Source organism: Candidatus Centipeda massiliensis (assembly GCF_900290285.1).
In the GTDB taxonomy this organism is placed as follows: domain Bacteria; phylum Bacillota; class Negativicutes; order Selenomonadales; family Selenomonadaceae; genus Centipeda; species Centipeda massiliensis.
In genome coordinates this window covers 162,719-187,423 of the sequence record NZ_LT985754.1, presented here as the reverse complement: position 1 = coordinate 187,423, position 24,705 = coordinate 162,719, and the positions used below count along the sequence as shown (strand labels likewise).

General features: G+C 59.0%; 18 protein-coding genes, 1 tRNA gene and 1 riboswitch. Of the genes, 10 read left to right on the top strand and 9 right to left on the bottom strand.

Annotated elements, in window-relative coordinates:
- The first annotated feature begins 252 nt into the window (after positions 1–252).
- The gene (locus C8273_RS00945; protein WP_106626001.1) at positions 253–1,971 is read left to right on the top strand and encodes an O-linked N-acetylglucosamine transferase, SPINDLY family protein; all 1,719 of its coding nucleotides are present in this window, start codon (positions 253–255) and stop codon (positions 1,969–1,971) included.
- Positions 1,968–2,789, top strand: coding sequence for a hypothetical protein (locus C8273_RS00940; RefSeq protein WP_234343760.1), 822 nt, complete (start codon positions 1,968–1,970; stop codon positions 2,787–2,789). Before C8273_RS00945 ends, C8273_RS00940 begins: the two co-directional genes overlap by 4 nt.
- Before the next feature lie 66 nt (positions 2,790–2,855).
- Here C8273_RS00940 and C8273_RS00935 read toward each other — a convergent pair whose 3' ends face one another.
- Together C8273_RS00935 and C8273_RS00930 are read right to left on the bottom strand one after the other, a co-directional pair.
- Positions 2,856–4,100 carry an NAD(P)-dependent malic enzyme gene (locus C8273_RS00935; RefSeq protein WP_106625999.1) on the bottom strand — a complete coding sequence of 415 codons (1,245 nt, stop codon included), beginning with the start codon at positions 4,098–4,100 and terminating at the stop codon, positions 2,856–2,858.
- Positions 4,101–4,200: 100 nt separating this feature from the next.
- Positions 4,201–5,541 (bottom strand): LCP family protein, encoded by a 1,341-nt coding sequence (locus tag C8273_RS00930; protein WP_106625998.1) that lies wholly within the window; start codon positions 5,539–5,541, stop codon positions 4,201–4,203.
- 413 nt (positions 5,542–5,954) lie between these two features.
- Between C8273_RS00930 and C8273_RS00925 the strand changes: the two genes are divergently transcribed.
- Together C8273_RS00925 and C8273_RS00920 are read left to right on the top strand one after the other, a co-directional pair.
- Positions 5,955–6,434 carry a CYTH domain-containing protein gene (locus tag C8273_RS00925; RefSeq protein WP_106625997.1) on the top strand — a complete coding sequence of 160 codons (480 nt, stop codon included), beginning with the start codon at positions 5,955–5,957 and terminating at the stop codon, positions 6,432–6,434.
- A gap of 365 nt (positions 6,435–6,799) precedes the next feature.
- Complete coding sequence (locus C8273_RS00920) at positions 6,800–7,477, top strand: MgtC/SapB family protein (protein WP_106625996.1); 678 nt, start codon at positions 6,800–6,802, stop codon at positions 7,475–7,477.
- 60 nt (positions 7,478–7,537) lie between these two features.
- Here the strand turns inward: C8273_RS00920 and C8273_RS00915 are convergent, their stop codons facing one another.
- The 4 genes from C8273_RS00915 to C8273_RS00900 all read right to left on the bottom strand — a co-directional run bounded on the left by C8273_RS00915 (position 7,538) and on the right by C8273_RS00900 (position 12,916).
- Positions 7,538–8,311, bottom strand: coding sequence for an ABC transporter ATP-binding protein (locus tag C8273_RS00915; protein WP_106625995.1), 774 nt, complete (start codon positions 8,309–8,311; stop codon positions 7,538–7,540).
- A gap of 1 nt (position 8,312) precedes the next feature.
- The gene (locus C8273_RS00910; RefSeq protein ID WP_106625994.1) at positions 8,313–9,368 is read right to left on the bottom strand and encodes a FecCD family ABC transporter permease; all 1,056 of its coding nucleotides are present in this window, start codon (positions 9,366–9,368) and stop codon (positions 8,313–8,315) included.
- A 3-nt stretch (positions 9,369–9,371) separates the two neighbouring features.
- Positions 9,372–10,388 carry an ABC transporter substrate-binding protein gene (locus tag C8273_RS00905; RefSeq protein ID WP_106625993.1) on the bottom strand — a complete coding sequence of 339 codons (1,017 nt, stop codon included), beginning with the start codon at positions 10,386–10,388 and terminating at the stop codon, positions 9,372–9,374.
- Positions 10,389–10,459: 71 nt separating this feature from the next.
- The gene (locus C8273_RS00900; RefSeq protein WP_106625992.1) at positions 10,460–12,916 is read right to left on the bottom strand and encodes a TonB-dependent receptor; all 2,457 of its coding nucleotides are present in this window, start codon (positions 12,914–12,916) and stop codon (positions 10,460–10,462) included.
- A 163-nt stretch (positions 12,917–13,079) separates the two neighbouring features.
- A riboswitch (cobalamin riboswitch) is annotated at positions 13,080–13,272 on the bottom strand.
- Between the two features lie 578 nt (positions 13,273–13,850).
- Between C8273_RS00900 and C8273_RS00895 the strand changes: the two genes are divergently transcribed.
- From C8273_RS00895 to C8273_RS00870, 6 genes are all read left to right on the top strand, one after another.
- Complete coding sequence (locus C8273_RS00895) at positions 13,851–14,366, top strand: deoxycytidylate deaminase (RefSeq protein ID WP_106625991.1); 516 nt, start codon at positions 13,851–13,853, stop codon at positions 14,364–14,366.
- Entirely contained in the window at positions 14,363–16,246 is a 1,884-nt protein-coding gene (gene mnmG, locus C8273_RS00890; RefSeq protein WP_106625990.1) for a tRNA uridine-5-carboxymethylaminomethyl(34) synthesis enzyme MnmG, read from the top strand. The genes C8273_RS00895 and mnmG overlap by 4 nt, the downstream gene beginning before the upstream one ends.
- A 70-nt stretch (positions 16,247–16,316) precedes the next feature.
- A tRNA-Gly gene (locus C8273_RS00885) sits at positions 16,317–16,390 on the top strand.
- Positions 16,391–16,504: 114 nt separating this feature from the next.
- Positions 16,505–17,332, top strand: coding sequence for a hypothetical protein (locus C8273_RS00880; RefSeq protein ID WP_106625989.1), 828 nt, complete (start codon positions 16,505–16,507; stop codon positions 17,330–17,332).
- 352 nt (positions 17,333–17,684) lie between these two features.
- The gene (locus tag C8273_RS00875; RefSeq protein ID WP_106625988.1) at positions 17,685–18,308 is read left to right on the top strand and encodes a TNT domain-containing protein; all 624 of its coding nucleotides are present in this window, start codon (positions 17,685–17,687) and stop codon (positions 18,306–18,308) included.
- 102 nt (positions 18,309–18,410) lie between these two features.
- A complete protein-coding gene (locus tag C8273_RS00870) occupies positions 18,411–19,568 on the top strand; it encodes an MFS transporter (protein WP_106625987.1) in 1,158 nt (385 codons plus the stop codon).
- Positions 19,569–19,983: 415 nt separating this feature from the next.
- On the opposite strand, the gene C8273_RS00855 is transcribed toward C8273_RS00870, so the two are convergent.
- The 3 genes from C8273_RS00855 to C8273_RS00845 form a co-directional block, all read right to left on the bottom strand.
- Positions 19,984–20,775 carry an outer membrane protein assembly factor BamE gene (locus tag C8273_RS00855; RefSeq protein WP_234343758.1) on the bottom strand — a complete coding sequence of 264 codons (792 nt, stop codon included), beginning with the start codon at positions 20,773–20,775 and terminating at the stop codon, positions 19,984–19,986.
- Between the two features lie 66 nt (positions 20,776–20,841).
- Positions 20,842–21,252, bottom strand: a complete 411-nt coding sequence (locus tag C8273_RS00850; protein ID WP_106625985.1) for a hypothetical protein — start codon at positions 21,250–21,252, stop codon at positions 20,842–20,844.
- Positions 21,253–21,349: 97 nt separating this feature from the next.
- On the bottom strand, positions 21,350–24,466 hold the full coding sequence (locus C8273_RS00845; RefSeq protein ID WP_106625984.1) for a type III restriction-modification system endonuclease: 3,117 nt from the start codon (positions 24,464–24,466) through the stop codon (positions 21,350–21,352).
- Positions 24,467–24,705: the final 239 nt, after the last annotated feature.

Sequence of the window (24,705 nt, the reverse complement as noted above, 5' to 3'; positions counted from 1 at the left end):
TTCGTAGCAAACCCTAGTGGAGCAAGCGGAATAGAGGACACGTTCTGCCCCCTGCGGATTTTAATCGTTCAAGCGCAGCGCGTTTGGAATCCGCAGGTATTTAGGCAGATAAGTGTCCGACCGCTTGTGTAACGAGGGTTCTGCGAGGAGCACGCATGGCTGCATTGCCGTTTCCCTTAAGTTAGGAGCACGCATGGTTAAAGGATTTCTCTGTTTCCCCGTCGAATAAAATTTTGGATGGAGGTGTGTGTTATGGAGGATGTGCAGGCGCTGCGGCGAGAGATCCTCATGCAGGCGAATGCGCTCTATGAGGCGCACAGGTATGCGCAGGCAGCGGAGATCGCGGGCGAGCTGCTCGCGGTCTTTCCGGCGGATGCGGAGATGCGCTACATCCGTGCGGCGGCACTGACGGAGATGGGCGCATACGAGGAGGCGCGGGCGGAGATCGAAGGGATCCGCGCGGTGTGCCCCGACCATGTGGGGGCGGCGCGGCAGGAGATCTACATCGACCGCGCGGAGGGGAAGATCCGCACCCAGATCGTGCACCTGCGCGCGCTGATTGTCGCCTTGGAGGAGCGCATCGCCGCGGGAAAACAGCCCGCCTACCACGCCGTCTTTCTCGCAAGCGCGTACAGCCTTCTCGGGGAGGCACTGACGCTAACGGGCGGTGCGGAGGCGGTCGATGCGTTCCTCGCCTCCAGCCGGTTGGAAACAATGCGTGAAAAGAAGGCGGTCGAGTACAGCAATGCACTCTTTGCCTCGAACTATCTGCCCGCCCATCTGCGCGCCAACAACGCGGCTCTGGCGCGCGGCTACGGGAAACTCTTTGCCGATGTCACGCCGCTCGCGCGTGCGTCGGATGCGCGGCGCGGGCACAAGACCCTGCGCATCGGCTACATCTCGCCCGATCTGCGTGCGCATCCCGTGGGGACGCTCGTGCAGCCGCTCCTCGCCCTCCATGACCGCACGCGCTTTTCGGTGTACTGCTACGCGAACTGCGCGGAGGACGCTGTCTCGGCGCGTCTGCGGGCGCATGCGGATGTGTGGCGCAGCATTCGGGGGCTATCGGCAGAGGAGGCGGCGGCGTGCGTGCGCGGCGACGCGATTGACATTCTCGTCGACCTCGCGGGGCACACGGAGCAGAACGTGCTGCCCGTCCTCGCCCGCCGCCCTGCGCCCGTGCAGGTGACCGGCATCGGCTACTTCAATACGACGGGACTGCCCGCCATTGACTATATGCTCACGGATGTGCACGTCGATCCCATAGGGACGGCAGATCCCTCCTTTACCGAGGAGATGCTCCGTCTGCCGCACAGCCATTTCTGCTATGTGCTGCCCGAGGGGCTTCCCCCCGTTGCCCCGCCGCCAATGGAGCGCAGCGGTTTTGTGACGTTCGGCTCGTTCAACAATTTCAACAAGGTGACGGACGAGGTCCTGCGTCTCTGGAAAGAGGTGCTCGATGCCGTGCCGCGCTCCCGTCTTCTCGTCAAGAGCAAGCTCTTTGCGACTGCGGAGGGCAGAGAGCTCGCGGCAGAGCGTTTCACGCGCTGCGGGATTTCCACAGAGCGCGTGGAGATGCGTGCGTTCAGCCGCGACCATCTCGCAGAATACGGGGATATGGACATCGCACTCGACACCTTTCCCTATACGGGCGGCATCACCACCTGCGAGGCGCTCGCAATGGGCGTGCCCGTCGTCACGCTGCGCGGGGAAAGCCACGGCGCGCGCTTCGGTGAGAGTCTGCTGATCAACGCCAACCTGCCCGAGCTCATCGCCGAGACGCCGGAGGACTATGTACGGCTTGCCGTGCGTCTTGCCTCCTCACCGGAGCAGCTGCGCACCCTGCGCATGGAGCTGCGCCCGCGTCTGGAGCGTTCGCCGCTGATGGATGCGCATACCTACGTGCGCGACGTGGAGGCGGCGTACACGGAGATCTGGGAGAAATTCGTGCGCGCTGCGGGCGGGATATGAGATGTGCTGCTATGAAGCGGCGGTTCTTCCTTTCTGTGTTCGTTCTGCTGTGTTCCATGCTTTCGGGCTGTGATTTCTTTGTGACGGAAAACAGCGATCCTGATACGGCGGACGAGGTTGCCGCGCACGTCAATGATACGTTTCGTGCCTATGGGACGCATGTTGTGCCGGAATCAATGCAGGTCGGGCGGGAGAAGCCGTTTCAGAAGAATGTCTATGCGCTCTATGATGAGGGAATCGGGATTCACTTTACCTGCACGGCAGAGATCCGGCGTGCCCAATTTCCCTATCCATTCCTCTATCGCGACACGGATGCCGCTGCGGCGTATGCGGAGGCGTATTTCGCCCATCTCTATCCCAAGGTTTGTGCCATCACGTCGGCATATCATCTCACGGCGGCTTCTCCGGAGGAGGCAGAGGCACTGCGGAAGAGCAATGGAACAAGCGCAGCGGAGCCGCTCTTTGGAAAGGGGGATTTTATCTTTCTCCATGATGCACGCGGAGCGGATGTGGTGCACGTGTGTCGGGAGCTGCATGCGCTCTACCGTCCGCAGGGCGACGATACGCTGCTCGCCGAGGCGCATGGGCGCAAGGTGACGTTCTACGATTTGCCGGAGGGTACGAAGGATCGGAGGCAGGCAGTTCAGATTATGACGTTCTATCTGAGCGCGAAGCAGGATTGGGCGGCAACGCTGTACGAGAATCCGGGGCATTCGTCCGGTGAGAAGGACACGGCGGTCTTGGAGGAGTGTTTGGCGCGCTATTTTGAGGTGCGACTCAAGTCAGCAAAGGCGTATGTTAGAGATCATAAGCAATAAAATAAGGGCTTCCCTGCGAGAATGTTTCGGAGAGAAGCCCTTATTCTTTATGTTATCAGCGATTCCTTAGGCGACCGTATGTCCCAAGAGTTCGCGCGTATGGTTGGCGACATCCTCGGGGGTGATGTCCGTGCGGCGGGCGACGCCGCTCTCAAGCGCTGCCTTTGCAACGGCGGCGGCGACGGTAGGCGCAACGCGCGGGTCGAGGGGGCTGGCGATGATGTTCGTCTCGTTCAGCTCGCTCTCGGAGATGAGGGAGGCAATCGCGTTCGCAGCGGCGATCTTCATCGCATCGTTGATCTCCTTTGCACGCACGTCGAGTGCGCCGCGGAAGATGCCCGGGAAGGCGAGGAGGTTGTTGACCTGATTCGGGAAGTCGGAGCGTCCCGTGCAGACGATGCGCGCACCCGCCGCGATTGCCTCGTCGGGCAGGATCTCGGGCACGGGGTTCGCCATTGCCATGATGACGGGACCCTTGCTCATACTCTTGATCATGTCCTGCGTGAGGCTGCCGGGCGCGGAGACACCGATGAAGATGTCCTTCCCCTTGATGATCTGCGCAAGCGTGCCCTTTTCCTTCTGGCGGTTGGAGACCTTTGCGAGCGCATCCTTGTACGGGTTCATGTTTTCGTTGCGTCCCTCGTAGACGGCTCCCGTGGTGTCGCAGAGGACGACGGTCTGGATGCCGTAGGAGAAGAGGAGGCGTGCAATCGCCTGTCCCGCCGCACCCGCGCCGTTGATGACGATCTTCGCCGTCTTGAGATCCCTGCCGAGGTACTTGTACGCGTTGAGCAGCGCGGAAACGACGACAATCGCCGTGCCGTGCTGGTCATCGTGAAAGACGGGGATGTCGAGGATCTTTTTCAGCTCGTTTTCGATGTCAAAGCACTGGGGTGCCTTGATGTCCTCAAGATTGATGCCGCCGTAGGTGGGGGCAATGAGGCGGCAGACCTGCACGACATCCTCGACCCGTGTGCTGTTCACGCAGATCGGGACGGAGTCGACACCTGCAAAGCCCTTGAAGAGGATGGACTTGCCCTCCATGACCGGCAGACCCGCGCCCGCACCGATGTTGCCAAGACCCAGGACGGCGGTGCCGTTCGTGACGACGGCGACCATGTTGCCCTTGGTCGTGTAATCGTAGATCTTCTCGGGATCCTCCTTGATCGCAAGGCAGGGTGCGGCGACGCCCGGCGTATAGGCACGGCTGAGGTCGTCGCGCGTCTCAATGGGGACGGTCGGAACGGTTGCGAGTTTGCCCTGATGGCGTTTATGAAGTTCCAGTGCCTCTGCGTCAAATTTGCTTGCCATGATACATCATCCTTTCTGTGGGATCGCTCCCGCTGCTCTCCTATGTGCGGCACTATGCCGTGCATAATACGTTTATACACACGCCCCGCGTATGCCTTTCTTACTCCTCTTTCCCCGTGCCCGCACTGCCGCGCGTGGGCGCGTCGCTGCCGGCCGCGCTGCTCTCACTGCGCTCGGTGCGCTGTGCGGACGGCTCGGCGGCTGAGCCGCTCTGCCGCGTGCTCGCGTGGCGGCCTCCGGTGTCGGAGGCGGGAACGGTCTCGGAGGATCGTCCGGGGCGCGTGTCCTTCTCCTCCCCTGACTCACGACTGCTGCGCGGCTGGTCGGAGGAGGATTTTTTGCGTCCGTCCTTCTCGTCTTTTGTGTCCTTGCCGCCCTTGCGGTGCGCTGTATCGAGTGCCTCGTCGGCGCTGACGGCGCGTCCGATGCCGTTCTCTCCGGCGGGCACCTCGGTGGCGCCGGCGGGGATGGACTCCTCGTACGCACGGACATCGCGCTCCATGCGGCTGCGCTCGGTGCTGCTGAGGGTGATGCCGAGGGCGTTTGCCATGCCGCGCCGCAGCTGTGCCATGTCGGGGATCCAGTAGCTCACCTCGTCGATGTAGAGGGGGCGGCCGGGCACCATGTCGGTGCGGAGCCCCTTTGTATGCGACTCCTTGAGCGTGCCGATGAACTCAAGCATCTGGCGGACGCTGAGGTCGGTCTTTACACTGTCGATGACGCTCGTGATGATGCCCGGCAGACGCGGCAGGATGGCGGGTGTGGTGACGGCGTCGACGCACGCGCGCATAAATTTCTGCTGGCGCTTCACGCGGCCGATGTCGCCCTCCTCATCGCGGTAGCGGACGTAGGTGACGGCGGTCTTGCCGTCCATGTGCTGCATACCGGGGCGCAGATCGATGATGAGCCCGCCGTCATCGTCCCACGGATCCTCGTAGTACATACGCTTTTCGACGTTGATATCGATGCCGCCAATGGCGTCGATGATCTTTTGAAAGGCATGGGTATTGATGATGATGTAGTGGTCGATGCGGATGCCGAGGAAGTCCTCCACCGTGCGCTGCGTGAGCTTTTCACCGCCGTACGCGTAAGCGGCGTTGATCTTGTCATAGCCGTAGCGCGGGATGGCGACGCGCGTGTCGCGCGGGATGGAGAGAAGCGCCGCCTCGTTTTTGACCGGGTCGATGGTGGCGACCATGAGCGTATCGCTGCGTCCCACATCGTCTGCGCGCTCGTCGACGCCCATAATCATGATTGTCGCCTTGTCCTTTGCCACAAGGAGCTCTTCCTTGTGCTCGGTTTTCGCACGGTCGAGCAGGCTGCTCTGTGCAAAGAATGCGCCAGCGACGGCGGCGAGGACGAAGATGACGAGGACGGCGAGCAGGATGTACGGCCATCGTCGTTTCTTCGTTGTTCGTCTTTTCGGTGGTAATTCTTTCAAGCGGGATCGATCCTTTCCTTCTGCAGACAGATTCCCTGTGGATCGGACGTGTATTCAGTCGCACCGCCTTGCGTTTGGGCGCGCGCACTGATAAAATGAAGCTCGTCCGTTCAGTATCACAATAATATATAGCAAACGCGCGGAATATGCAAGGTATACTTCAATAAAAGCGTCTATGGAACGGTTCTGCGTACTCCACGCAGAACCCTCGTTACGCAAGCGGACGTGTGCTCATCCGCCTAAATACCTGCGGATTCCAAACGCGCTGCGCTTGAACGGTTAAAATCCGCAGGGGGCGGGTCGCACACTCTACGCCGCTTGCTTCACTAGGGTTTGCTTAGGAGTACTGCATTTTCTTTTGTTCGTAACATTTATCATAGTACCTCCATAGAGTGTAGAAAGGACGCGGTTTCATGGGCGTTGAAATCGAGCGAAAATTCAAGGTAAACGAGCACTTCCGTCCGACAGGGGTCGGAATCGAAATGGCACAGGGCTATCTCTCGCATGATCCGAAGCGAATCGTACGGATCCGGTGCGCGGGGGCGCAGGGATTCCTGACGATCAAGGGGGAGACGCACGGTGCACGGCGGCTTGAGTACGAGTATGAAATCCCTGCGGACGATGCGCGGGAACTGCTCGCGCTCTGCGTGCAACCACTTGTGGAAAAGACCCGCTACAGGGAGTACGTCGATGGACACGGTTGGGAGGTCGACGTGTTCCACGGCGCGAACGCTGGGCTGGTCGTCGCCGAGATCGAGCTTTCATCTGAGATGGAGGAATTCACCCTGCCCGCATGGGCGGGCGCCGAGGTCACGGGCATCGAACGCTACTACAACGCCGCGCTGATCGCACATCCATACAGCGCGTGGACGGCGGAAGAACGGCGGGGATAGCCTCCTCGTGCCTGTGCATATTGTGGACAAGCAGGGGGATAAAATGAAAAAAATCCCCTGCGAAACTCCACAGGGGTGTGGATAAGTTCGGCACAATCCACAACAAAATATAGATTTTCAGCAAAAAAATCATCCCATATATGGGGTTATCCACTGATATATCCACAGTATCCACAGAAAATGAAAAATCGTTCGCTAAAGTTATGCACATTGTGCAAAACTGTGTGGATAAAGGCATTTTCGGACTTTTGAACACTATTATCCACAGAGTTTTGCACAGCTGTTGATAATATCTTAGATGTATCCCTCACAGCTATATTGTTGCTGCGGAATCCATATTGTTTATTATAGAAGGGAAGTTATCTATGCAGGAGTGGGAAATCTGTCTGCGCCTCGTGCTGTCCTGTGCGATGGGCGGGATCATCGGCTATGAGCGGCAGATGCGCCACAAGTCGGCGGGGCTACGGACAAATATGCTCGTTGCACTGGGATCCTGCCTGATTATGCTCATGTCGCAGGCACTCTACGACAACGTTGAGGGCAAGACAAACGCCGATCCCGCACGCCTTGCGGCGCAGGTCGTCAGCGGCATCGGCTTCCTCGGCGCGGGCGCGATCATGAAGGAGGGGCTGACGGTCACGGGGCTCACGACGGCGGCGACACTCTGGGTGGTCGCGGGCGTCGGTCTTGCTGTCGGCGCGGGCTTCTATCTCCCGGCGGGCATCACGACCGCCATCGTCTTTCTGATCCTCGGCAACCTCTCGCGCCTCGATGCGTGGGTCGACCACGATCACACACTGACGCTCTCGATTCACACCGTCGACCGCCCCGGGCAGATCATGCGCATCAGCGCCTGCATCGAGGATCTGCGCCTGCGCTCGCGCGGCGTCAAGGTGCGAACGGACGAGGACGAGGCGGAGACGGACGGCGCGCGGCGCATCTACCTGACCTTCGAGGTCTATAACAGCGAGCATCTGAAGTCCGCCTTCATCGTCGATGCCCTGCGCCAGATCGACGGCGTACTGCGCGTGGATGTGGTCTGACCTTGCCGAAAAGAAGGGGCGTTGTACGAAGTTTTGGCTTCGTGCAACGCCCCTTCTTTCTTACTTCACATCATACTGTGGCAGATAGCGCACGTAAATGCGCCCGCGCGCATCCCGCTCCACCTTGGCGTGAACCTCGTACAGATCGTAGATAAACGCCTCCGTCAGCAGCTCCGCCGGCGTGCCAAGCCCCACGACGCGCCCCTTTCGGATCGCCATGAGGCGGTCACAGTAGAGTGCGGCGATATTGAGGTCATGGATCGCGGAGACGACCGTGAGACCCAGCCCCTTTACGATGTCCATGATCTGCAGCTGGTACTTGATGTCCAGATGATTCGTCGGCTCATCGAGGATCATGCACTCCGCCTCCTGCGTGAGCGCGCGCGCAAGGATGACGCGCTGCTGCTCACCGCCCGAGAGACTGGCGAAGCTGCGCTCCTCGAAGCCATTCATACCGACGGTCGCAAGTGCATGTCGTGCGATGCGGTAGTCCTCTGCATTGTCGCGGTCGAGGAGACGCTTGTGCGGGGAACGCCCCATCAGCACCACATTCATCACCGTGAAGTCAAAGCTGTAGATATTGTGCTGCGCCACCACGGCGAGCTGCAGGGCGCTCTCCCGATAGCTCAGCTCGTCGAGCGCGCGCCCGTTCAGCGTGATCCGCCCCTCCGTCGGCTTCTGCACGCGGTAGAGGCATTTCAGAAACATACTCTTGCCGCTGCCGTTCGGACCGATGATCCCGAGGAATTCCTTCGGTTTCAGGTGAAAATCCAGTCCCTTGAGGATCTCCTTGTCTCCGATGAAGAGTTTGACCGCCTCCGCCAGAATCTCCATATCACTGCCCTCCAAATCCGTAGGTGCGTTTCACCATGAGATAGATGAATGCGGGTGCGCCGACAAGCGCGATGAGAATGCCGATCGGCAGCTCCGTATGCGGGATGAGGACGCGGCAGAGACCATCCGCGATGACGAGAAAGATCGCACCTGTGAGTGCCGTCACGGGGACGAGCCGCTTGTGATCCGTACCGACAAGCATGCGCACGACGTGCGGCACCACGAGCCCGACAAAGCCGATCATGCCGGCGGCAAAGACCGCAAAGCCGACGACAAGCGCGCTGACGATGAGATAGCCCTGTCGATAGGGATGAAGATCGGTGCCGAGGGTGATCGCGGACTCGTCGCCGAGCAGCATGAGGTTGAGGATACGGCTCTGCGACCAGAAGAAGAGGACCGCAAGAGCTGTGATGCCGCCGATGAGCGCCATGTGTTCCCATTTTGCGCCCGCTAGACTCCCCATCATCCAGTAGGTGATGGTCTGAATCCCCTCCTTGTCCTGTGCAAAGTAGATGATGAAGCTGGAAAACGCGCTGCACACGGCGCTGAGCGCCATGCCGCCGAGCAGCAGCTTCATCGCATTCGCACGCCCGCCGATGTTGGCGATGAAGAGAACGCCGACGGAGATGGCGAACGCACCGAGAAAGGCGCTGATGCCGACGGCATTCTCACCGAATGCCGCACCGATCCCGAGCAGGACGGCGGCGGTCGCACCGAGCGATGCACCCGCCGAGATGCCGAGGATGTACGGATCGGCAAGCGGGTTCTTCACAATCGCCTGCATGACGACGCCGCAGGTCGCAAGCCCCGCGCCGATGATCGCTGCGAGCAGCAGACGCGGCAGACGCAGCAGCCATACAATGTCGTGCACAGGACCCTTGCCTGGCGTCTCAATGGGTGTGCTGCTCTGGAGCTGGTCGAGGATGGCGGAAGCAATGACGCCCGGCGGCAGATCGACCGTCCCGATCGAGAGCGCCCAGAAGAGTGCAGCGATGAGGAGCGCGGTGAGCAGGATGCAGAGGAGCGCGAGCCCTGCGCGCGAAAAAAATAGTTGCATCGATTATTCTCCATAAATCTGAGGGTATAGACCGTGCGCAAATATCGTGATCCCGTCATACGTGCGTGTGCCCGCACTGTAGACGGCGTAGAGCGGGATGGGGTAGATGCGGCGCTGCTGCACACACATCAGATCCTGAAGGGCGGGATTCTCATAGAGACGCGCTAGAATGGCGTCCTCATTGCCATAGTCATCCTCGATCACGACGACGAAGATGGCATCGGGGGCAAGCGTGATGAGCTCCTCCATGCTGAGACTCTGCCCCTCTGCCGCGAGATGATCGACGCCGAGCGCGCGCATCATATCGCCTGCGAGCGTATCCGCGCCGTAGGAGCGGATCTCCTTGCCGAGCAGCTCGATGACGAGCGCGCGCGGACGCCGCTCCATGTGAGCGGTCTTTTCGGCGACATACGCGATTTCATTCTGCATCGCGCCGACCAGCTCCTCGGCGCGTTCCTCGCGTCCGAAGATTCGTCCGAGGTTCTCGATGTCCTGACACTCCTGCGCGATGGTCTTGTTCCTGTTCCCGTGCGCCGAGGACGGCGCGATGTAGGTATGCACCCCGCGTCCTGCCCAGAAGTCTGTCCCCCGCAGCACCTTCGATGAGAAGGTGGACGACCAGCCGACGATGAGATCGGGCTGCATCATGAGGATCGTCTCGACATCCAGATGCTCAAGGCTCGTGTAGGGGATTTCCTCGTACGCCGCGCGGTACTCCGGGCGGATGTAGCGGGCGTCGGGGACGCCCATGCCTGCAACGATGCGGTCGCCCACGCCGAGCGCGAGCAGCGTCTCAATCGAGTTCTGCCAGACGGCGACCACGCGCTGCGGCGGCTGCTCGTAGACCTGAGAGACAGGCTCCCCCTTCTCATTGATATTCTCAATCGTGACGAGGGTATACGCTGCATCCATCTGCTCCGCCATCGCCGGGCGGTGCTCATTCTCATGCACCTTGACGATGGAGCTGCACGCCGTGAGCAGGAGTACGAGGACGGTGGGGAATATATATGAAAGTTTCATCCTTCCTCCTACAGAAAGAGACGCAAGACATCCTTTCAAAGAATGTCCTGCGTCCTTTCATTTCCGAGCGATTAGAACGTGTAGCGTGCGCCGACCATCAAACTGCGGCCGGGCATGGACGAACTGCCGACGCCGTTCCACGCATTGTAGGAAGTCTGGTATGCCTCGTTCGTGAGGTTGTTCACGGTGATATATCCCGTCAGATCGGGGGTAAAGCTGTAGTTGAAGTTCCAGTCGAGGACGAGGAAGCGGCTGTCCGTGAACGCCGTGCGGCTGTTGCCCGTATACCAGTTGATGAGCATGCCCGTATAGACCTTGCCCTTCTCATAGGTGAGGTTCAGCGCGTAGTGGTTCGCGGGGCGCAGACGGTTGATCTGCGTGTTGATGTCGCTCGAATTCTGGTAGCCCCAGTTCGGGTCGAGCACCCAGCCCGGCTTTGCCATCCATTTATCGACCATGTGGGAGTAGGACGCACTCATGGAGAAATGCTTGTCAAAGGCGTGGTCGAACGTGATGTTGAAGGACTTCTTGTCCTCGCGTGCATTGACCGCCGTGCTCTCGAACTCGCCTGCGACGTCGTTCCAGATTGGCAGGGTTGCAATCGCGTTGCCCATGCGCGTCCAGTCGTAGTGGACAGCGAGTGCGGTGTGCTGCGAGAACTCCTTGCGTACGCCGAGCGTCCATGCGTCGCCGCGCTCATCTTCCAGCGGAGTGTTAAACACACCATCTGTGGAGGTATAGTCGCCCTGACGCAGTGGGCGGAAGCCTTTCGCCCAGCCGAAATACATGCTGAGCGTATCGTCAAAGAGGTACTCTGTGTTGAGTGCGGGCGTGATAAAGTTCACATTGCCCCTGCCCTGCACATCGTCCCCCGCCGTTGAGGAGTGATAGCCCGAGTAGTAGGAGTAGCGCAGCGCGGGGGTCAGATCCCAGTTCGGTGTGATGTGGATCTTATCCTGTACGTATGCAAGAACGGAATCACGCGCGGTATGGGATTCTTTTATGCTGCCGTTCGCCTGGATTCTTTTCGAATAGTTCTTGGCCTTGTCATAGGTGAGGCTCGCAATGACATCGTTCTTGCCGATTGACTTTGCGTACTGCACCTGGAAGCCGCGGTTGCGCTCCTCGCGCCAGCTCGTCGGCTCGGTCGCCGTACCGCCCGTCTTTTCCAGCCACTCCTGCACCTTCGCCGGATCGCCGCCCGGGAACGGTGCGAGATGCTCGCCGATCCACTGCTTTAACTCCGCCTGCGTTGCGCCGCTGGGGAAGCGTGTACGGTAGTCGCTTATCAGATCGTTTCTGCTCTCAATTCGCCATACATACTTGTCGCGGTTGGCATAGCGGTGGTTCTGATCGTAAAGACGAACGAAGCTTTCCATCCCGTTATCTTTGTCGAACGTCCACTTCAGTTCCCAGTCGTTGTGCCTAAATCTGCTGAACGAGTTGTAGACCGCGCCGTCGAGGGCATAGAGATTCGCATAGCCGGGGTTGCGTGTATCGCCGCTGAGTGTGCGTGCTGCCTCCCATTGACTGGTTTTCGGGTTGACCCCTCCTTTGAGGGCGTTTGCTGTATCCAGCTGCCCGACGGCAGCGTTAAAGATAATGCGCTCCCAGTCGTTCTGATTCCAGTACTTCAGGCGCGGCGTCGAGATCGGGTAGCCATCCTTGCCCGCCTTGTAGTTGTACCAGAGCTTGATGCTCTGCTCTTTTCCGATTTCTTTGTCGAGGCGGATGTTGACGGCATCCTCCTTCCAGCGCGAGCCGCCGAGTGTACCCGTCTGCCCCGTCTCACCGTCCACATACTTCGTATCGCCGCTCATATTGCGCGTGACTGTTGCAAAATAGTGGAACGTCGGGTCATCCTGCAGCGCACCCGAGAAGGAGAGCGCGCCGTTGTGGCGGTGCCACGATCCCGTGGAGAGATCGAGCGTGCCCTGCTGCTTCACACCGCCCTTGCGCGTGATGATATTGATCACACCGCCCGTTGCGTCCGGACCATAGACCGATGCGCCGGGCCCCTTGATGACCTCGATCTTGTCCACGCTCTCGATGCCGATCATCTGGTCGATGTTGACACCTGTGGACTTACTGCCCGAGGTACTGTCATCACCGATGCGCGTGCTCGTGAGGTTGTCCACGCGCCGCCCGTCGATGAGGATGACGACGCGCGAGTCGCCGTTGATGAGGACGCCGTTGTTGTAGAACTGGTAGCCGTACTCGCCGCCGCGGTAGCCGGGGTTCTGAAACGTCACGCCCGGGATGCGCTTGATCGCCTCCGTGAGATCCATGTAGTGACGCTTCTCGATCTCCTCGCGCGTGATGACCTTCACGTCACCGCCCGTGCGGTAGTACGACTGCTCCGTCACCGTGTCGCCGAACTGGTTGATCGTCTGCTCCGCCTCGACCACGATATTATCAATCGTGTAGGATTGCAGATTCTCATCATGTCCTGCATGGACAATACTCTGCCCCCCACCAATGGATAAAAGCCCGATCAAAACAGCGCGTGTGAGATGGTTCTTCTTCAAAGTGATTTCCTCCTTGATCGTGGTGCTGCCGTCCGTCCTCCTCCCGCGTGAAGCGGACGGCAACCACATTCCAAAAACTGCATAAAAAAGCGGCTTTCCACACGAAGAAAGCCGCTGTGCCAAAGGCAAAGTTCCGGCTCCCCTCCCCATCGCTCGTGGATCGTTAGCGAGCATGAAACAGGCAGTTCTCCTGGCTCGGAATCTGCGCGCGGCTGCGCCTTCCCAAGGATCTCTCCCCAGTGACCGGACTCTCGTCCGTGCAGCTCTGCTCCTCCTTACAGTGGCGGGACCGCTCCGGTATTGCACCGGATTCCCTATTAAGCCCCATCAGGGGCACCTGTTTCCCCATCTATGCAGTTCTCATTTATACTCGCATCATCTTAATTTATCTTCTACGATTTGTCAATTAAAAATAACGGAAAATAATTCTCAAATACATCCTTCGCATGATACTCCCGCGCGACGCTTGACGAAGCGGACGGAATATTGTAAAATAAGCATAGAAAAAGGGCACTGCTGATGGGCGGCCGCCCCCAACGCTATGACAGAGGAATACCCCGCCTACGATTTGGAGCGAAAGGCGGGGTTTTCTCGTTTATCTTTTCACTGATAGAATCAGTATGGTATATACTATGAGGAATGATAGGAACTCATAGGTATCCATATATATTCCCCCTTTCGGGGGCGAGAAAAGGCATCGCTCATGAAATGAAGCCGCTCTTAGATTGGCTTAGATTTTTTGTCCTATCGAGAAGGCAAACCGGACGCATAGCGATGGCTATGTGGAGGATTTGCCGACGACGAGAGGGCATAAAAGATAAGTCAAGATAAGTGGCTGATTCCATGAGGGATGCCTAACCGCCTACCGTTTTTAATGGCAGTGCCTTTTCTCATTATAACAAACGAACGTATGTTGTGCAAGGAGAACACCAATATGATCATCTCTTGGGACGAATACTTCATGGGGGTGGCGCTCTTCTCCGCCTACCGCAGCAAGGATCCGCACACGCAGGTCGGCGCGTGCATCGTCAACGAGGAGAGACACATCGTCGGCGTCGGCTACAACGGCATGCCGAACGGCTGTGACGACCGCGAGTATCCGTGGGGGCGGACGGGTGCGTTTGCCGAGCAGAAATACCCCTACGTCGTGCACGCCGAGCTCAATGCTATCCTCAACGCGAGCACGTCACTGAAGGGCTGCCGTATCTACGTCTCCCTCTTCCCGTGCAACGAATGCTGCAAGGCGATCATCCAGAGCGGCATCCGCGAGGTCGTCTACCTCTCGGACAAGTACGCCGCGACCGAGGCGACAAAGATCTCCAAGCGCATGTTTGACTCGGCGGGCGTCCGCTGGCGGCGCATGGAAACCGACCTCGGCGAGGTTCCGGTGAAGTTCACCGTAGAGGAATCATACAGCAGAAACGCCATCGATAAAGGAAGCATTACGTGAGCGACACAACCAACTACGACATCATCGTCATCGGTGCGGGGCATGCGGGCGTTGAAGCGGCACTCGCTGCGGCACGCATGGGGAAGCGCACCCTCATCGTCACACTCTCACTGGACAACATCGCAATGATGCCCTGCAACCCGTCCGTCGGCGGCCCCGGCAAGAGTCACCTTGTCCGCGAAATCGACGCGCTCGGCGGCGAGATGGGTATTGCTGCGGATCGTGCGAGCATTCAGCGGCGCCTCCTCAACACAGGCAAGGGACCTGCCGTCCATTCGCTGCGTATGCAGGCGGACAAATTCCTCTATCAGCGCATCATGAAAGAAACGGTCGAGAATACGGACAATCTCGACGTACGTCAGCTGCTTGTGACGGAACTCCTCGCCGAGGAAACGAGCACAGGCAAGCGCGTCACCGGCGTCCTCTGTGAGACGGGCGAACGGATCACGGCACACGCCGTCATCATCGCTACGGGGACGTATCTGCGTGGGCGTATCATCCTCGGCGAGACCATCTATGACAGCGGCCCGAACGGACAGCGCCCCGCGATGGCGCTCTCGGATTCGCTCCGCGCGATCGGGCTGAAACTCATGCGCTTCAAGACCGGCACGCCCGCGCGCGTTGACCGCCGCACCATCGACTTTGCAAAGACGGCTGTGCAGGCGGGCGACCCGACCGCCCCCGCCTTTTCCTTTTTGACGGAAACGATGCCGGATGAGCAGACCCCGTGCTACCTCACCTATACAAACGAGGCGACCCATGAGGTCATTCGCGCGAACCTCCACCGCGCACCGATGGCAAACGGCGTCATCGAGGGCGTTGGACCGCGTTACTGTCCCTCCGTCGAGACGAAGATCGCGCGCTTCCCCGACAAGGAGCGCCATCAGCTCTTCCTCGAACCAGAGGGACTCCATACGAATGAAATATATGTGCAGGGTATGTCCACTAGCCTCCCGACCGACGTACAGGAGGCATTCCTCACAACGATACCGGGACTCGAACACGCACGCATCATGCGCCCCGGCTACGCCATTGAGTACGACTGCCTCGACCCCTTGCAGCTCGCCCCGACCCTCACTGTCAAGGGCGTGGCGGGACTCTACTCCGCCGGTCAGTCAAACGGCACGAGCGGCTATGAGGAGGCGGCGGCGCAGGGACTCATCGCAGGCATCAACGCCGCGCGTGCAATCGCAGGGGAGGAGCCGCTTATACTGCGCCGCAGCGATGGCTACATCGGCGTCCTCATCGACGACCTTGTCACCAAGGGAACGGACGAGCCGTACCGCATGATGACGAGCCGCGCCGAGTACCGCCTCATCCTCAGGCAGGACAATGCCGATCTGCGGCTCACACCGATGGGACGCGCCGCCCATCTCGTCACGGACGAACGCTGGACACGCTTTATCGCAAAGAGGGATGCCATCGAGGCGGCGCTCGTCCTCCTAAAGGAACGCCGCCTCAGCCCGAGCGCCGAGACCGAAGCGCGTCTGGCGGAGGCGGGGATCAGCCCCCTGCGCGTTCCCATGACCCTCTTTGCCCTGCTCGCACGCGAGGGAGACTATCGCCGCCTCGCCGCCCTCTTCGACCTGCCCGCCCTCGCAGACGACGTGCGCGAGGAGGTCGAGATAATGGCGCGATATGACGGCTACCTTAGAAAGCAGGAGGAGCAGATCGCGCGCATGGAACGCCTCGAAAGCTGCCGTATCCCCGAGACCATCGACTATGCGGCGATCAGCAGCCTGCGCCTTGAGGCGGCGGAGAAACTCGCTGCCATTCGCCCGCACTCCATTGGACAGGCAGCGCGCATCAGCGGCGTCTCCCCCGCCGACATCTCCGTCCTCCTCGTCTACCTTGAGAAGCAGCGTCGCACTGAAGATTAACTTTCGATGATAAAGAGCGCGCCTTTCTTGACAAATTGCCCTCCTTCACGCTATACTAATCACCGTATCTGCGGGCATAGTTCATCGGTAGAATGAAAGCTTCCCAAGCTTTAGAGGTGGGTTCGACTCCCATTGCCCGCTCCATAGAGAGTTCAGAGCCGTCCGATCGGGCGGCTTTTTGTTATGGATTTCTCACGAAAATATCATCATCGTCCTGTGTCATACATTTAGTATAACAATTACAGAAAGGAAGCGATCATGCGTATCAAGGCAGTACGCAGTGCATCTCTCCTCCTCTCTGCCATCCTTCTCACAGGCTGTGCATCCACGCTCGCCACAGAAAACAGTGATCCGTATACGGCGGACGATGTGATCGGGATGGTGGCAGAGGAGTTTGTCGCCTGCAATCCACAGCTCGTACTGGAGGAGATGCAGGTCGAGAAGGAGAAGCCGTTCGAGCGGCGCATCTATGTCCTGCGCGATGCGGCGAATGATTTCACCTTTTCCTGCAGCGCGGTTGTCCGCCGCCCGACGCTCCCGCGCCCCGGTGCGGAGCGGGATACGAATGCGTTCTTTCAGTATGCGACGGGCTATGCCGCGCATCTGAATGCAGCAATCAGGCGTATAGCGGAGGAATACGGTCTGCGCGCCGCGACCGCCGAGGAAGCGGAGGCACTGATTCACGCGGGCGTCAAACGCAAACACCTTGATCGGGAGGTCTCGCTCTTTGACGAGGGCGACTTCATTTTCGTCACGGACGGCGCGCGCGGTGCGGATCTGGCGGCGGTCTGCAAGAAGCTCCACGCGCTGTACCGTCCAAACGGGGACGGCACCGTCCTTTCCGCACTCTACGGGCGCAAGATCACGTTCTACTATCTGCCGCCGAACGAGACGGATCGGACGCGGGCGGTCTTTGTCGCGTTTTTCACACTGAAGGGATCGAACGACTGGGCGGCGACGCTCGCCGATAATCCCGGCTCCTCATCGAATGAAACGGATGTCGCCGCATTGGAGAAAAATCTCGCACACTACTTCGATGGCTGTCTGCGCACGGCACAGGAGGAGGCAAAAAATCAGAGGCGCTGAGGAGGAACGCGTTCGAGAAGAACTGTGTATGCAGCGCTTTTTGGTACTATGATAAATGTTACGAACAAAAGCAAATGCAGTACTCCTAAGCAAACCCTAGTGGAGCAAGCGGCGCAGAGTGTGCGACCCGCCCCCTGCGGATTTTAATCGTTCAAGCGCAGCGCGTTTGGAATCCGCAGGTATTTAGGCGGATGAGCACACGTCCGCTTGTGTAACGAGGGTTCTGCGTGGAGTACTGCATCGCGAATCTGTAGCACTTGCCATAGCCCCCGCTTTTTCATTGCCTTTTTTCGCATTTCATTATATGATAGGGTCATCGAATTGTGTGAATATCCTGAAAGGAGCGATTTCCATGCAGATCCTATCCCCCATGCGCCTGATTGCCGCCGCACTCTTTGCGCTGAGCGCCCTTCTCGGTGCACCGTCTGTCTCCGATGCGCCACTCGCCATCGGCGTGCCAGCGGCTGCTGCGGCACAGGAGGGACAGGCAGCACCGCGCTACTGGCAGATGTACTACAACTTCGCCCCGCCGACGGATGAATTTATCGCAGAGCTTGCCGCAGCGCAGGGCGTACCGTACACGCCGGGCAGGACGGGCGAGGCGCGTTTTTACGCCGACGACGGGCGCCCGATCTACCCGAGCAACGACGGTGCGGTTGGCGTGATCGTGACGGTCACGCTTCCTGCGGGTGATGTGCTGACGCGCTACGGTGCGCCGACGGGACGCTACGTCTCCCCCGACGGCACGACGTTCGAGCAGCGGGCACTGCCGAGCACGACGCGCGAGGGGGACTTTCACGTCTACTGCGTCGAGCGTCCCATCGAGCATGTCGAGAAGGGGAAGATCGCCCCGTGGTTCGGACGCACGGGCGGCGGCATCCAGTACAAGCTCCCCGACCGCATTGTGAACCTCATGAACGCAGCAGCACCGTTCCTCAGTGAGCCGGATGAGAACGAGGAAAAAGAAGCGGCATAACGGAGCGCCGTCAAGCAAATTTTTCGACTACACTTTCTACTTGCATTTGCCCCTTTTTTTCGTACAATAGGGAAACGTATCTACACGAATAGGGGGCTTACTATGAGAATTCCACTGCGTCAATATATGGCGCTGTTTGGCATCACAATCGCTACATTTGTCTTTAACACGTCCGAGTTCATACCGATCGCCCTGCTCATCGACATCTCCGACTCATTTTCCATGACGGCGGCGCAGGCGAGTGGGATGATCACTCTCTATGCGTGGGTGGTCGCACTGCTGTCGCTGCCCCTCATGCTGCTCACCTGCCGCATGGAGCTGAAGCGGCTCATGCTGCTGATGGTGGGGCTCTTTGCCGCAGGACAGCTCGCCGCCGGACTCGCGACGAGCTACCCCATGCTGCTCGGGGCGCGCATCATCGTCGCGTGTGCGCACGCGATTTTCTGGTCGATTGCGGCGCCGCTTGCCGTGCGCCTCGTGACGCACGTTCATCAGTCCATGGCGCTCGGCATGATCGTGACGGGCAGCTCCGTCGCGATGATCTTCGGTCTGCCGCTCGGGCGTATCGTCGGACTTGCGGCGGGCTGGCGCATGACCTTCCTGCTGCTGGCGGCGGTCGCTGCGATCACGCTCGTCTATCTCGCCCTTCTCCTGCCGCAGCGTCCTCCCAAGGGGGCATTTGCCCTTCACGATCTGCCTACGCTCATCCGTCGGCGGGAGATCGCGTGCATCTACGTGATGACGGCGCTGTTCGCAACGGCATATTTTACCGTATACAGCTACATCGAGCCGTTCCTGCACAGCGTCGCTGCATTCTCGCCGGAGACGATCACACTTGCACTTATGCTGCTCGGTGTCAGCGGTCTCCTCGCGAGCTTCATCTTCTCGCGTACCTACGGACGACATCGCTTTGCGCTGCTGCGCAGGGTGCTCGTCATCGTGAGCGGGGCGCTCCTCCTCTGGCAGGCGGCGGCGCTCTCGCTCCCGACCATGCTGCTCCTCTGCATCGTGGCGGGGACGGCGGCGACCATCTACAACCTCATGTTCCAGGCGGAGATCCTGCGGCTCGTTCCGCCGACAGCGACCACCGTCGCGATGTCGATCTTCTCCGGCATCTTCAACCTCGGCATTGGCAGCGGCACCTACCTCGGTGCGCTCGCTGCAGACGGCGGACACCTCGCCCACATTGGCTACATCGGCGCGGCGATTGCCGGCGCTGCAGCTCTGCTCTGCCGCTATGTCTATCTAAGGAAGCACTGATAAATTCAGCCGCGCCATCTTAGCGCATCTTTTTTGCCCGCACTGTGTCGGCAAATCCTCCACATAGCTTTGGCTATGCGTCCGGTTTGCCTCCTTGTTCGGACGAAAAAATCTACGCCAATCTGACGGACTTCATTTTATCAGCGATTCCCTAAGAGACGTGCAGGGGAAATAATATCCATACACACAAAGTCCCGCCGCATTCGGAGCATACCGAACGCGACGGGATTTTTATGTGGGAGTTCAACAATGGCTTTCGGAAGCACCGATAAATTCCGTCTTGCCGGCTTAGCGCATCTTTTTCGCCCGCACTTTGGCGGAAAATCCTCCACATAGCCTTTGCTATGCGCCCGGTTTGTCTCCTTGACAGGATAGAATCTGCGCCAATCTGAGGGTCTATTTTATCAGTGATTCCCTAGTTCCAATACTTACTCAGCATGACGTACTCCATGCGGTTGCCGAAGGAGAGGTATTCCTCGCCGCCGATGCCATAGCATCCACTGCCTGAGTATCGATCATCATAGTTTATTTTGGGGACGCGCTTCATCTGATACGCCTGTGCGAACTCGTACGGCGCGTTCTCGCAGTTCAGTCCCGAGCGCTCCAGTACCGCGCGGCTGCCCTTCAGCAGGAGGATGCGGTCGACGGTATCCGCGTCAAATGTGACGGCAATGCGCAGATCGGGGTAGTACCACCCGTGCGTATTCACGTATGGGCTCAAATTCAGCACCTGTGGAGGGGTGCCGAGAGTCGCCGTCACCTCTGCCGCGGTCATGCCGAGGTGGATGCCCGCAATCGATTCGTTGAATGGGGGCTTTGCCGTGCGGTGCAGCATCTGATGGTCGTTCAGCTTGATGCTGTCCGTGTCCGCATGGCGAATGTCCCATGTGAGATAGAGACTACGGCTGCCCGTGCTCTCAAGGATGTCAAACTGCCCCGCACCGTGCGAACTCGCTCCCGCAAAGTCATACGCAGCAAGCACACGGCAGCCGTTGATATAGCCGCCCCCGATCTCAAGGACACGGTTGCCGTCCGCATCGTACCAGTCGCCCTCCATCAGGTTCAACACCTTCGTCACATACTGCTGCTCCATCTGTGCGGCATGGGCGGGCTGTGGGGCAAAGAGTCCGATGAGCAGGACTGCGGCAAAGAGAATGGTGCATAAAAATCGTCTCTGTACGATCATTGTGATCTCCCTCTCTATCATAATTCTCTCTCCCTCTCAGTATCAAAATTTGATTTTACCATAGCGAGACGGTAAAGCCCCGTCCGCTCACATTTTCCCCACCTGACGTTTCATCAGATCAAGTGCCTCCCGCTCCGGGCTATTGGGGAGAACTTTCATTGGCTGACGCATGGTCGTTGCGAGGACAGACGCCGTTCCTGACAGCTTGTCTTCGGCAAAGTACACGTAGCCCCTCGATTCAAGTGTGCCGTTCTCATAGGTGTGCCCGTCGCCGCCCGTGTAGGTCAGACCGTAGTTGAACGCGCAGATGACAAGTTCGGACTCCGTATCCTGCGTGATGACGCACGAGGAGAGATCAAACGCGGAGCCGCCCCGATTGCCCGTGTTCCATATCGGATAGTTCGCATCTCCGTTTGCGTACATGATGGCAAGACAGGTCTGCGGAACGAGACAGAGCATAAATACTGTAACCACTAAGAAATGATGAAACTTTCTCATGTAAAATCCTCCTCACAACTTATGCAAATTTGCCGTGCATGGCGTATGTTCCATGTCCTCCGTTATAGCACCGCACGCAGCAACGCTGCGGCGCACCTCACGTCATCACGCGGTTGAGCAGCGTCTGGAAATCATTCACATGCTCGTAGATCACGCAGTCACGATGCAGCTTTTCAAAAAGCTTCTTCGCACACGCTATTTTTGCCTCCTCCATCGGACGAAGCTGGAGCGAGGACAGCGTTCCCTTCGTCTCCGCGACGAAGTAGATGTGACGCACCTTCCCCTCGCGAAACACGATTGCCCAGTCCGGCGCATAGCTTCCGACCGGCGTCGGGATGGCGAACCCTCGCGGCAGTTTCGCATAGATCAGCACCTCGTTCCCGCCGTCGAGCTCCTGGGCAAATTTCCTCTCCACGTTGCCGTCCGTGAACACATAGTTCTGGATTGCCTTCTCCGCCTCGTACGCCTCGGTGTAGGGGCACTTTTCCGTCGCAAAGATATTCGTGTCATAGCTGCCCTCGATCGTATTGTACTCGATGTGATCGACGATGCGCGTCGCCTTCTGCTCAAGGATGAGCCGCGTCACGGTGCGGATAAACTCCTCAGGATTGCAGCGGTAGCTTGCAAACACCTCGGCCTTAATCCCCTGCAAAATCTCCGCCACCGTGCGCCGCGTGAGCGTCGTCCCCGCTGCAATACGCCCGATGAGATCATACATCACCGCAGACCCCTGTGCGCGTTTCAGCGTGCGCGTCCGACTTTTCCCATAGCCGAAACTCGTGCCATTTGCCACCATCTGTGCATCCAGATTCGTTTGCTGACCGCCGTAGGTAATCGTATATTGGAGGCGGCTGACACGCAGCTCGGCGTTGATATGATCGATGGCGGCTCGTATGAGTTCGCGCGTGTCAAAGGAGACCGTATAGGCGTACTTGTGATTGATCCTCTTCCAGAGTTCCTGAAACTCTTTCCGATAAAATCGCTCGTTCAGCTTATTCTCCGGTGTCTTCGTCGCCCCCGCATCCGAAATCATCGTGCGCAGCACACGCTCGTCATAGATTGCCTGCACGAGACGGTGTACCCCCTCCGTCATGGGCGCGAGCATCTCGGGCAGCGGTGCAAGCGTCCCTGCCGCAAGTGCCGTACGATAGCCCTCCGTCACATGCCCATCATCGTCGATATAGTCATGGTGCAGGAGATATTTATAGACCGCCCGCGCCGCCTTCTCATCCAGCTCCACCGCCGTACCGTCCGCCGTCTGCACCGTCTTCCCCTTGAAGTACGCCTCCGTGACTGTCTTCGGACGATCGTACAGCTCCGCCTCCATCTGCTTTTGCAGATCACCGACGAATCCCGCATAGCTCTCGCTCGCGATCACCGTCAGCACATTCACCTCATGCACCGCATCCCCCAGCACCGTCCGATCCATCCGCTGCCCCGCCTGATTGACCGCGAGGCGCAGACCTCGTCCCACCTCCTGCCGCTTTGCCGTCACACTCGCCGCGTGCTTCAGCGTACAGATCTGGAACACATTCGGGTTGTCCCAGCCCTCGCGCAGTGCCGAGTGGGAGAAGATCACGCGCGTCGGCTCATCGAACGAGAGCAGCCGCTCCTTATCCTTCAGGATCAGATCGTACGCCGAGATGTCATCTGACAGATCCGAGCCGCGCTTCACGCTGCTGTCCACCGCGCGTCCCGTCTTCTTGTCAATGCTGAAATACCCCGCGTGTACCTTCTCTACAGGCACATCGTCCAGATATTTCATATACGCAGGGTCGAAAATATCGCGGTTTTCGTTCATCACCGCGCGGTACTCCTCCTCGAAGATTCGCCCGTACTCCCCGAGCGCCGCATTTCCGTCCGCATCGTACTGGCGGTACTTCGCCACCTCGTCGATGAAGAACAGCGAGAGCGTCTTGATCCCGCGTGCGAAAAGCCGCTGCTCCTTCTCAAAATGCGAGACAATCGTCTCACGGATCTGCACGCGCCGGAGATCCGCCTCCGACACATCCCCCTGCACATCCCCCGTGTGGAGCACGGTACCGTTCCGAAAAAGCACCGTCCCCGCGGCGGCGTCGATGTCCTCCACCACATAGCCCTCGTACTGCGCCATTCCGCCCGAGAGATGGCAGAGATTGTCCCCCTTAGAAACAATGCGCAGCGTGCGCCGCACCCCGCCCTTTTGCGCCACCTCGAACTCGATCCGCGCACGCGGCGGCACCTTCGGCGAGAGCACAATCTCCGCGAGATAGAGATAGTGTCCCGTCCCCGGCAGATTCTTCACCTCGAACCCCTTCACCTCGATCTTTTTCACCAGACGCGCATTGTAGGCATCCACCGCATCCAGCACATAGACGAGATTGTGATGCTCTGCGTGCGTCGCCGAATAGTTCAGTGTAAAGAGAGGGGCGAACTGCGCGAGCGCCTTCTGCGTCACTGAGCCCTTCTTCCCCATCTTCTGCGGCTCATCGAGGATGAGGATCGGACGGTTCGCCGCGATCACATCAATCGGACGGCGCGAGCCGAACGCGTCGCGCTTCGAGTAGATGATGCGCGCCTCCTTGTTCCCGCCGCGCCCCTCCACCGACTTCTCCTCGTTCAGCGAGGCGGCAAACGCCTGCGTATTGATGATCATCACCGAGAGACCCGCATCTGCCGAGAACGCGTCCAGCTGATTCAGATTCGCACTGCTGTAGACGAAAAACCGCGCCTTCCTCCCGTAGTGCTCCATGAAATGCTCCGCCGTCATTTCGAAGGACTTCTTTACGCCCTCGCGGATGGCGATGCTCGGCACCACCACGATGAACTTGCTCCAGCCATAGCGGCGGTTCAGCTCGAACATCGTCTTGCTATAGACATACGTCTTGCCCGTCCCCGTCTCCATCTCCACATCCAGCGCACACGCGCCGAGCGGCGCGGAGAGCGTATCCGAGAGGTGGAGATTGCGCGCACTCTGCACCCTTCGGATATTCGCAAGCAGCTCCCCCTGCGTCAGATGCAGCTCCTCATTGCAAAAGCCATCGTCCGCCTCCGCCGTGAGAAGGGGCGCATTCATATAACTCTCCTGCACCGATAGCAGATTCCCCTGCGCCACGCCCGTCCCAACATCACGCAGATACGTCGTGCGCGCGGCATACTGCTGCCCCTCGAACACACGGACAACCGCCTCCACCGCATCCGTCTGGTACGGCTGCACCGTAAAGTGAAACTTCATCAGAAATCATCCTTGCCAAGTGAAGATTTTCCGCAGCATCGCAATACGTCAACGAAAAAAATACAGAGATTCGTCTTCTGACCTGCTATCTCGCCTTTTTGCATAGTTCAGGAAGCACTGATAAATTCAGCCGCGCCATCTTAGCGCATCTTTTTTGCCCACACTGTGTCGGCAAATCCTCCACATAGCTCTGGCTATGCGTCCGGTTTGCCTCCTTGTTCGGACGAAAAAATCTGCGC

Bases quoted from the DNA above. Each gene is read 5' to 3' on its own strand.
- C8273_RS00910 (WP_106625994.1), bottom strand. From the start codon at position 9,368: ATGCAACTATTTTTTTCGCGCGCAGGGCTCGCGCTCCTCTGCATCCTG.
- C8273_RS00855 (WP_234343758.1), bottom strand. From the start codon at position 20,775: ATGATAGAGAGGGAGATCACAATGATCGTACAGAGACGATTTTTATGC.
- C8273_RS00940 (WP_234343760.1), top strand. From the start codon at position 1,968: ATGAGATGTGCTGCTATGAAGCGGCGGTTCTTCCTTTCTGTGTTCGTT.
- C8273_RS00915 (WP_106625995.1), bottom strand. From the start codon at position 8,311: ATGGAGATTCTGGCGGAGGCGGTCAAACTCTTCATCGGAGACAAGGAG.
- C8273_RS00880 (WP_106625989.1), top strand. From the start codon at position 16,505: ATGCGTATCAAGGCAGTACGCAGTGCATCTCTCCTCCTCTCTGCCATC.
- C8273_RS00870 (WP_106625987.1), top strand. From the start codon at position 18,411: ATGAGAATTCCACTGCGTCAATATATGGCGCTGTTTGGCATCACAATC.
- C8273_RS00920 (WP_106625996.1), top strand. From the start codon at position 6,800: ATGCAGGAGTGGGAAATCTGTCTGCGCCTCGTGCTGTCCTGTGCGATG.
- C8273_RS00905 (WP_106625993.1), bottom strand. From the start codon at position 10,388: ATGAAACTTTCATATATATTCCCCACCGTCCTCGTACTCCTGCTCACG.
- C8273_RS00925 (WP_106625997.1), top strand. From the start codon at position 5,955: ATGGGCGTTGAAATCGAGCGAAAATTCAAGGTAAACGAGCACTTCCGT.
- C8273_RS00875 (WP_106625988.1), top strand. From the start codon at position 17,685: ATGCAGATCCTATCCCCCATGCGCCTGATTGCCGCCGCACTCTTTGCG.
- C8273_RS00895 (WP_106625991.1), top strand. From the start codon at position 13,851: ATGATCATCTCTTGGGACGAATACTTCATGGGGGTGGCGCTCTTCTCC.
- C8273_RS00935 (WP_106625999.1), bottom strand. From the start codon at position 4,100: ATGGCAAGCAAATTTGACGCAGAGGCACTGGAACTTCATAAACGCCAT.
- C8273_RS00945 (WP_106626001.1), top strand. From the start codon at position 253: ATGGAGGATGTGCAGGCGCTGCGGCGAGAGATCCTCATGCAGGCGAAT.
- C8273_RS00845 (WP_106625984.1), bottom strand. From the start codon at position 24,466: ATGAAGTTTCACTTTACGGTGCAGCCGTACCAGACGGATGCGGTGGAG.
- C8273_RS00850 (WP_106625985.1), bottom strand. From the start codon at position 21,252: ATGAGAAAGTTTCATCATTTCTTAGTGGTTACAGTATTTATGCTCTGT.